Origin of the sequence: Sulfuricaulis sp., from assembly GCF_049587675.1 — a bacterium.
Taxonomy (GTDB): Bacteria; Pseudomonadota; Gammaproteobacteria; order Acidiferrobacterales; family Sulfurifustaceae; genus Sulfuricaulis.
Genome location: NZ_JBAVEJ010000031.1, coordinates 1 through 8,502 on the forward strand (window position 1 = coordinate 1; position 8,502 = coordinate 8,502).

At 60.6% G+C, this 8,502-nt stretch carries 8 protein-coding genes; 4 read left to right on the plus strand and 4 right to left on the minus strand.

The features are described 5' to 3' along the window. The 3 genes from WB402_RS01240 to WB402_RS01250 all read right to left on the minus strand — a co-directional run. On the minus strand, positions 1-1,091 hold a 1,091-nt coding region (locus WB402_RS01240; RefSeq protein ID WP_424204956.1), incomplete at its 3' end, for a DNA repair protein RecN. Beyond that, positions 1,091-1,969, minus strand: a complete 879-nt coding sequence (locus WB402_RS01245) for an NAD(+) kinase (RefSeq protein WP_424204958.1) — start codon at positions 1,967-1,969, stop codon at positions 1,091-1,093. The genes WB402_RS01245 and WB402_RS01240, both read right to left, overlap by 1 nt. A gap of 9 nt (positions 1,970-1,978) precedes the next feature. Continuing rightward, on the minus strand, positions 1,979-2,410 hold the full coding sequence (locus WB402_RS01250) for a hypothetical protein (protein ID WP_424204960.1): 432 nt from the start codon (positions 2,408-2,410) through the stop codon (positions 1,979-1,981). A gap of 146 nt (positions 2,411-2,556) precedes the next feature. Here WB402_RS01250 and hrcA point away from each other — a divergent pair, with 146 nt between their 5' ends. From hrcA to dnaJ, 4 genes are all read left to right on the plus strand, one after another. Next, positions 2,557-3,621, plus strand: coding sequence for a heat-inducible transcriptional repressor HrcA (gene hrcA, locus WB402_RS01255; protein ID WP_424204962.1), 1,065 nt, complete (start codon positions 2,557-2,559; stop codon positions 3,619-3,621). Positions 3,622-3,661: 40 nt separating this feature from the next. Then, positions 3,662-4,270, plus strand: a complete 609-nt coding sequence (grpE, locus tag WB402_RS01260) for a nucleotide exchange factor GrpE (protein WP_424204964.1) — start codon at positions 3,662-3,664, stop codon at positions 4,268-4,270. Positions 4,271-4,340: 70 nt separating this feature from the next. Next, positions 4,341-6,281, plus strand: coding sequence for a molecular chaperone DnaK (gene dnaK, locus WB402_RS01265; protein ID WP_424204966.1), 1,941 nt, complete (start codon positions 4,341-4,343; stop codon positions 6,279-6,281). Positions 6,282-6,382: 101 nt separating this feature from the next. Then, on the plus strand, positions 6,383-7,516 hold the full coding sequence (dnaJ, locus tag WB402_RS01270; protein WP_424204968.1) for a molecular chaperone DnaJ: 1,134 nt from the start codon (positions 6,383-6,385) through the stop codon (positions 7,514-7,516). Between the two features lie 135 nt (positions 7,517-7,651). Here the strand turns inward: dnaJ and WB402_RS01275 are convergent, their stop codons facing one another. Then, a complete protein-coding gene (locus WB402_RS01275; protein ID WP_424204969.1) occupies positions 7,652-8,443 on the minus strand; it encodes a toll/interleukin-1 receptor domain-containing protein in 792 nt (263 codons plus the stop codon). Positions 8,444-8,502: the final 59 nt, after the last annotated feature.

Sequence of the window (8,502 nt, forward strand, 5' to 3'; positions counted from 1 at the left end):
ATGTCCTTCGCGTCCTTGAAATAGGCGGCACGCGCCGTGGCCAGATTTTCCTCCAGCTTACCGAGATTGACGTCGTAATTTTCGATGTCATCCAGTTCCGCGCGCAGCCGCGCGTGCACCGCGGGCAGCTCTTCGGGTTTTATCTTGTGCTTGCGCGCCAGGTCGTGAACGGTGGACAGGCGGCGCTCGACGGTTTGCAGGCGCGCCGGGTCGAGCTCCAGACTGTCGAGATAATGGTTGAGACGTCCGCCGGCCTCGTCGACCTGGATCGCGGCTTCGTTGAGCAGTGCGACGATCTCGCCGAGCTTGGGATCGTAATGCGCCAGGGTTTCCAGCCGGTTGAGCGCGCGTGCCAGTTGCCGCGACACGGCCAGCTCTTCGTCTTCCTGCACCGCCTGGGCCACAGCCTGCACGCCCTCGATGAGTTCGGCGCCGTTGGCCAGCCGCGCGTGCTCCTCCTCGAGCGCGGGGATCTCGTCGGCGGCCAGCCCCAGCGCGTCCAGTTCGCGCACCTGAAAGCGCAGCAATTCGGTGCGGGCCTCGCGGTCCGCGGTCTGTTGCTTCAGCGATTCGAGACGTTCGTGCAACGACTGCATTTCGCGATACTGACCGTTGAGGGCGAGAACGGAATCTTCCAGCCCGGCAAAATCGTCGAGGATCTGGCGTTGCGCGTCGCGTCGCAGCAGCGACTGATGTTCGTGCTGGCCGTGGATGTCGACGAGGTGTTCGCCGAGCTCGCGCAGCATCTGGATCGGCATCGGCCGGCCGTTGATGAAACCACGCGAAGGCTTGTCGACCTCGACCACGCGCCGCAGCAGACACTCCCGGTCCTCGAACAGGTCGTGTTCCTTCAGCCATTTGGCGGCGTCGTGCGATGGCTTCAGCGCGAAGCCGGCGGAAATCTCGGCGCGCGCACAACCGTGGCGGATCACGTCGCTGTCGGCGCGGTCGCCCAGCACCAGCGCCAGGGCGTCGATAAGGATGGACTTGCCGGCGCCGGTTTCGCCGGTGAGTACCGTGAAGCCCGGTTCGAAATCCAGTTCCAGCTCGCGGACGATGGCGAAATCGCGGATGTGCAGGATCGTGAGCATCAGATTTTCCGGCCCCAATGCAGCTTGATACGCATCACCTCGAAGTGGCTGCGGCCCGAGGGATGCAGCAGCTCGACCTCGGCTTCCGCGCGGCGCACGTAAACGCGGTCGTTGTCTTCGAGCGAGAAGGTGGACTGACCGTCGAAGGTGGCGTGCGCATGCTGGTCGGCGATCCGGGCCACCAGAATCTCCACGATACTGTCGCTGGAAAACACGATCGGGCGGTTGGAGAGCGTGTGCGGGCAGACCGGCACCACGGCGATGGCTTCGAGCGCGGGATGCAGGATCGGACCGCCCGCGGACAATGCGTAAGCGGTGGAGCCCGTCGGGCTGGTGATGATGATGCCGTCGCCGCGGATGCTGTGGACGAACTCGCCGTCGAGGTAAGTCTCGAATTCGATCATGCGCGCCAGTTCGCCCTTGCTGACAATGACGTCGTTGAGCGCGATGGCGGTATGCACGATTCGGCCCTTGCGCATGATCTCGGCATGCAACAGCAGCCGGCTTTCGGTCTGGTAGTCGCCGTCCAGAATCTTGCCGATCTCCACGGTCATATGATCGGCCTGGACGTCGGTGAGAAAACCGAGCCGGCCGAGGTTGACGCCGATGATGGGGACGTGATGCGGCGCGAGGTCGCGCGCCACGTTGAGCAAGGTGCCGTCGCCGCCGACGACGATAGCCAGTTCGATTTCGCCGCCGATCGTTTCGCGCGGGCGTGCCGGGGACTTGGCGCCGGCGATATGCTCCGCCGTGGCCTGATCGAACAGCACCTTGAGCTTCCGCCCGAGCAGAAACTCCTCGAGCCGGAGGATATGTTCGGCCACGGTCCGGTCCTGGTACTTGCCGAACAGCCCAACGGTTTTGATTTTTTTATCCATGAGCTATATCTATATCGATGTTTTCTGTTTCACTTCGACTTTTACGACTGAGTTCCCTTCAAAGGTGACCGATACGATTGAAGGAGTTCCGAACGTATTATTCACAAAATAGGTCCACACTTCCTTTTTTTCCGTATCGCCCTCGCCCTTGCGGAATGGATCTTTCATTTTTGGTTCGCCCGCGGTATCGATGACATCCCCTTTGGTCATCCCGTTTTCCAGCAGTTTTCCATTCTCTAATCTGAAGGAATCGCTGCCGTAAGCGAATGAGACGCAGAGGAAAAGGGCGGTGAGAATGCCAGATGAAAGTTTTTTCATGAATTCTCCATCAAAGGTGTTGGCCGGCAGGATTGGGTTAAAGCTAGCACGCACGCGATCTTGGGCCAATCGTACACGGCGACTATCCGGAAAAGTCGCTGTCGCCGGCGACTCGCGCTGCATTCCGCACGATTCCCGATGCGTGGCAGGCATCGTTGTGACAGCCCCCACGTTTTCCAATGGAAAAAGTGCCGGGAGACAGATGCATCGGGCTTGGCACTCTACAGGGGAGAGTGCTAAAGTCGCCACTATCATATAGAGAAATCGACATGACGCTGGACGCACGCGCGGAAATCCTGCTGAAAACGCTGATCGAGCGATATATCGCCGATGGCCAGCCAGTGGGTTCACGCACCCTGGCACGCCAGGCGGGACTCGAGCTGTCGCCGGCCACGGTGCGCAACGTGATGTCCGACCTCGAGGACATGGGGCTGGTGCGCTCGCCGCATACCTCGGCCGGGCGCGTGCCCACGGAGCGCGGCTATCGCGTGTTCGTGGATACCCTGCTCAAGGTCAAGCCCCTGAATGCCGGCGAGCTGTACAAGCTCGAGCATGAACTTCTCGCCAATCACGATCCCCATCACCTGATCGAAAACGCTTCCCATATCCTGTCCGAGATCTGCAATCTCGCCGGCATCGTGACGGCGCCGCGGCGCGAGGAGCAACTGGCCTTCCGCCACATCGATTTCATGAGCCTTTCGGGCCAGCGCATCCTGGTGATCCTCGTAACCCAGGACGGCCAGGTGCACAACCGGATCATCCAGGCGGAGCGCGAATATTCGCCGTCAGAACTGGTGCAGGCCGCCAACTACTTCAACGAAACCTACTCCGGTGTGTCGATGAACGACGTGAAGCGCGCGCTGCTGAACGAAATCCAGCAGGCCAGCGACGACATGCAACGGATCATGCAGGTCGCGGTGCGCATGGCGCGCGCGGCCCTGAGCACCGAGGAAGAGCCCGAGGAACTGGTGGTCAGCGGCGAATCCAAGCTGATGGATTTCCCGGAACTCGGCGATGTGCGCAAGCTGCGCAAGCTGTTCGACGCTTTCACCGCCAAGAGCGACCTGCTGCATCTGCTGGACCAGAGCATGCGCGCCGGCGGCGTGAAGATTTTCATCGGCTCGGAATCGGGTTACGAGGTGCTGGCCGACTGCAGCGTGGTCACGGCACCCTATAGCGCGGATGGCCGCATCGTCGGAACCCTCGGGGTGGTCGGCCCCACCCGCATGGCCTATGAGCAGGTGATTGCCATGGTCGACATTACCGCGCGGCTCCTGAGCGGCGCGCTGAGCAGCGGCGAGCGCGCCAACCGGCTTGAATCCACGAACCGTTAGCCCCATTCATTATGAGCGTATTCAGCGTGGAGGTAATGTAATGAGTCAGTATAAGGAAGCCCCGAGCGACCCGGCGGCGGACAAAACCGCGACACCGGGCCCGGAGGCAGGCGCGTCGCACGATCTGGAGACGGTCCCGGAGATCGATCAACTGCGCGCCGAGCTGGAACAGGCCCGCACCGAGGCCGGGGAAAACCTGGACCGGTTTCTGCGCGCCAAGGCCGAAGCGGAAAATATCCGCCGGCGCGCCGAGGCGGACGTGACAGCCGCGCACAAATATGCCCTGGATCGTTTCGCCGCCGAAATCATTTCCGTCCGTGACAGTCTGGACCTAGCGCGGATGGTGGAACTGCCGAAAGACACAAGCCCGGCGGTGCAAAAGATGCATGAAGGCCTGGACCTGACCCTGAAACTCCTGGACAGTGTTTTCCAGAAATTCGGCGTGACACTGCTGGACCCGAAGGGGCAGAAGTTCGACCCCGAGCGGCATCAGGCCATCAGCATGGTGGATTCAGCGGAGGTACCGCCGGGCCATGTAGTCAATGTGGTGCAAAAAGGCTATCTCCTGAACGACCGGCTGCTGCGCCCGGCCATGGTGGTGGTATCCCGGGCTGCCCCGGCCACGGCCAAACCGGCCGGCGAGGCTTGAAAAGCCCCGGGCCAACCCCATTTTGAAAGCTAGAAATACACCTAATACTGGAACTTTGAGGCAATAACACATGGCGAAAATCATCGGTATAGACCTGGGCACAACCAACTCCTGTGTCGCGATCATGGAAGGCGACAAGGTGCGCGTGATCGAAAACAGCGAGGGTGACCGCACCACGCCGTCGATCGTGGCGTACACCGACGACGCCGAAGTGCTGGTGGGCCAGGTGGCCAAGCGTCAGGCGATCACCAACCCCGCCAACACGCTTTATGCCATTAAGCGCTTGATCGGACGCAAGTACGAAGACGAAGTCGTGCAGCGCGACATCAAAATGGTCCCGTACAAGATCGTCAAGGCCAAGAACGGCGACGCCTGGGTACAGATCAAGGATAAGGCCATGGCCGCGCAGGAAATTTCCGCGCGCGTGCTGCAGAAAATGAAAAAGACTGCCGAGGATTATCTCGGCGAGGAAGTGAAGGAGGCGGTCATCACCGTGCCGGCCTACTTCAACGATTCCCAGCGCCAGGCGACCAAGGACGCCGGGCGCATCGCCGGTCTCGACGTCAAACGCATTATCAACGAACCGACCGCCGCGGCGCTCGCCTACGGCATGGACAAGAAGCCGGGCGATTCCAAGATCGCGGTCTATGACCTAGGCGGCGGCACGTTCGACATCTCCATCATCGAGATTGCCGAAGTCGACAAGGAACATCAGTTCGAAGTGTTGTCCACCAACGGCGACACGTTTCTCGGTGGCGAGGACTTCGACAAACGCATCATCGATTACCTCGCGGACGAATTCAAAAAGGACGCCGGCGTGGACCTGCACAGGGACCCGCTAGCGCTGCAACGCCTGAAAGACGCCGCGGAAAAAGCCAAGATCGAATTGTCCTCGAGCCAGCAGACCGAAGTGAACCTGCCGTACATCACAGCCGACGCCAGCGGCCCGAAGCATCTTAATATCAAGATGACGCGCGCCAAGCTCGAAGCGCTGGTCGAGGACCTGATCCAGAAGACCATCGAGCCGTGCAAGGTCGCGCTCAAGGACGCCGGACTCAAGGCTTCCGAGATCGACGACGTGATCCTGGTCGGCGGCCAGACGCGCATGCCCAAGGTGCAGCAGCTGGTGAAGGATTTCTTCGGCAAGGAACCGCGCAAGGACGTGAACCCGGACGAAGCGGTCGCCGTCGGCGCCGCGATCCAGGGTGGCGTGCTGGGTGGACAGGTGAAGGACGTGTTGTTGCTCGACGTCACGCCGCTGTCGCTCGGCATCGAGACGCTGGGCGGCGTCATGACCAAACTGATTCAGAAGAATACAACCATCCCGACCAAGGCCTCGCAGGTGTTCTCCACCGCCGACGACAGCCAGACGGCGGTGACGGTGCACGTGTTGCAGGGCGAGCGCGAGATGGCCGCGGGCAACAAGTCGCTTGGCCGTTTCGACCTCGGTGACATTCCGCCGGCGCCGCGCGGCATACCGCAGATCGAGGTCGTGTTCGACATCGACGCCAACGGCATCCTGCACGTGTCGGCCAAGGACAAGGCCACCAACAAGGAAAACAAGATCACCATCAAGGCCGGATCAGGCCTGAGCGAGGCCGAAATCCAGCAGATGGTGAAGGACGCCGAGGCGCACGCCGAGGAAGACCACAAGGCGCGCGAGCTTGCCGAGGCGCGCAACCATGGCGACAGCCTGGTGCACAGCGTGCGCAAGTCCGTGAAGGAAATGGGCGAGAAGCTCGAGGCCGCGGAGAAGGAAAAGATCGAGGCCGCGATCAAGGAGCTCGAGGAAGCCACGCGCGGCGACGACAAGGACGACATCAAGAAAAAGACCGACGCGCTGATGGAAGCCTCGCACAAGATGGCCGAACAGATGTACGCCCAAGCCAAGGCCGCGGAATCGGCGGGTGCCACGGAAACCGCCGGCGCCGAAACGGCCGAGGCCAAGGAAAAGGAACACGTGGTCGACGCCGAATTCGAGGAAGTGAAAGAGAACAAGGGCAAGAAGTAAACACAGCTTGCTCGGGAAACGAGGGCACAGTGGGCGTCGCGATTGACCACTGTGCCTTTGCTGTTTGAAGGCCGGACATTCATGCGGGACAGGTAGCACGAATGGGAAAAGAAGATTACTACAAGATACTCGGCGTGGAACGCAACGCCTCGGAGGCCGATATCAAGAAGGCCTACCGGCGTTTGGCGATGAAACATCATCCGGACCGCAATCCGGACAAAACCGCCGAGGCCAAGTTCAAGGAGGCCAAGGAGGCCTACGAGATTCTTTCCGACGCGCAGAAGCGCGCCGCCTACGACCAGTTCGGGCACGCCGGCGTCGATCCCGCGGCCGCTGGCGGGGCGGGTGGATTTTATTCAGCGCGCGGCGGCGGTAACTTTGCCGATATTTTCGGCGACGTGTTCGGCGATATCTTCGGCGGCGGCGGGCGTGGCCGCGGCGGCGCGCAGGTGTTCCGCGGCGCCGATCTGCGCTACAGCCTCGAACTCTCGCTCGAAGATGCGGTCAAGGGCACGGAAGTACGGATCCGCGTGCCGGCAATGGAGCAGTGTGAAACCTGCAAGGGCAGCGGTTCCAAGCCCGGCACCTCGTCCACGATCTGCCGTACCTGCGCCGGTCACGGCCAGGTGCGAATGCAGCAGGGTTTCTTTTCGATCCAGCAAACCTGTCCCAACTGCCACGGCAGCGGCAAAACCATCACCGATCCCTGTCCGACCTGCCACGGCGCAGGCCGCGTGCAACACACCAAGACGTTGTCCGTGAAAGTTCCCGCCGGCGTGGACGAGGGCGACCAGATCCGGCTCGCGGGCGAGGGCGAAGCCGGCGAGAACGGCGGACCGCCGGGCGATCTGTACGTGCAGGTGCGGCTCAAGCCGCATGCGCTGTTCAAGCGCGAACAGGACAATCTCTATTGCGAAATGCCGGTGAGCTTCGCCACGTCGGTGCTCGGCGGTGATCTCGAAGTGCCGACGCTCGACGGCCGCGCCTCGATCAAAGTTCCGGCCGGCACCCAGAGCGAAAAACTCTTCCGCCTGCGCGGCAAGGGCGTGCGCAACGTGCGCAGCGGCCAGACCGGCGACCTCTACTGCCGCATCAGCGTCGAAACCCCGGTGAACCTGACTGCGAAGCAGAAGGAGCTATTGCAGGAATTCGAGCTCTCGGTGAAAGAGGGCGGGGCGCGCCATAATCCCCGTGAGCACTCGTGGCTGGATAAGATCAAGGGCCTATTCGGCTAAGTCTACTGGCGAGCATTCCTGGCTCGAAGACTGAAAGAGATTTTTAGCTAAAGGCTTTTCGCTTCAGCCGCGGCGATCCGCTCTGCCGTGAAATCCGGCGCGGCGGCTGCAAGTGGGAGGTTGGGCCGAAAGAGGTCACCCAGATATGAAGTCATGGTGAGTATATGCTCCAGTGCAGATGCTCTGAATACCAGCACGAGCTCCGCATCTTCTACAGTAACTGGCATCTGCCATATTTACGAACTCGTGATGGGTATAGGCACCCGTACAAACACCTTGGGTGCCGACCTTCAACCCACAGCGTCGACAGTATGTGGCATGCACGCCCGTGCGGAAGTCGTGGTGAGTATATGCACCAGTGCAAACGCTTTGGGTTCCGGCGACACATCCACACCTGGAACAATATATCAGCGTTTTAGTCGAGGGCGCGCCCGAAGAGCGGCTGAATGTCTTCCCTGATGGGCTGTCCGCTGAATCGTGACGTAGTCTGCGAACTACCTGAAGCACGCCTTGCGCAACATCCAAACACGCTTCGTCTCGATTCTCCCAACTGGTCACGGGGCGACCGTCTCTCGGTAGGACCTGCAGTCTGCCCAGCGGACTCGTTTGCCAAAGGCAAGGTGAGAGAATCACGGGAATTACGTGCGCTTCGCCGGCATCGTGCCGACGAAGAGCCTCCTTCATTTCTTGTTCGTAGCAATAATCGGAATCCATGAATCGTGAGCTTATGAAAAGAAGAAAAATCGCCGCCTTCATTAACCTCGCGTCGATTTCTAACTTCCACTCAGACCCAGGCGGAATCTTGCGATCATGCCACTTGAGAATTAGGCCTTGGCGCTCAAGGATAACGAGGTGTTGCCGCACTTCATCCATCAACTGCTCGTCTTCGTGAGAGTATGAAAAGAAAATTTCAATCGGTTCGGTCATACGCTTATATTTGCGGCCCAATTAAAAGTAGACACCCGAATAGGTGTCATGTTTAGTTT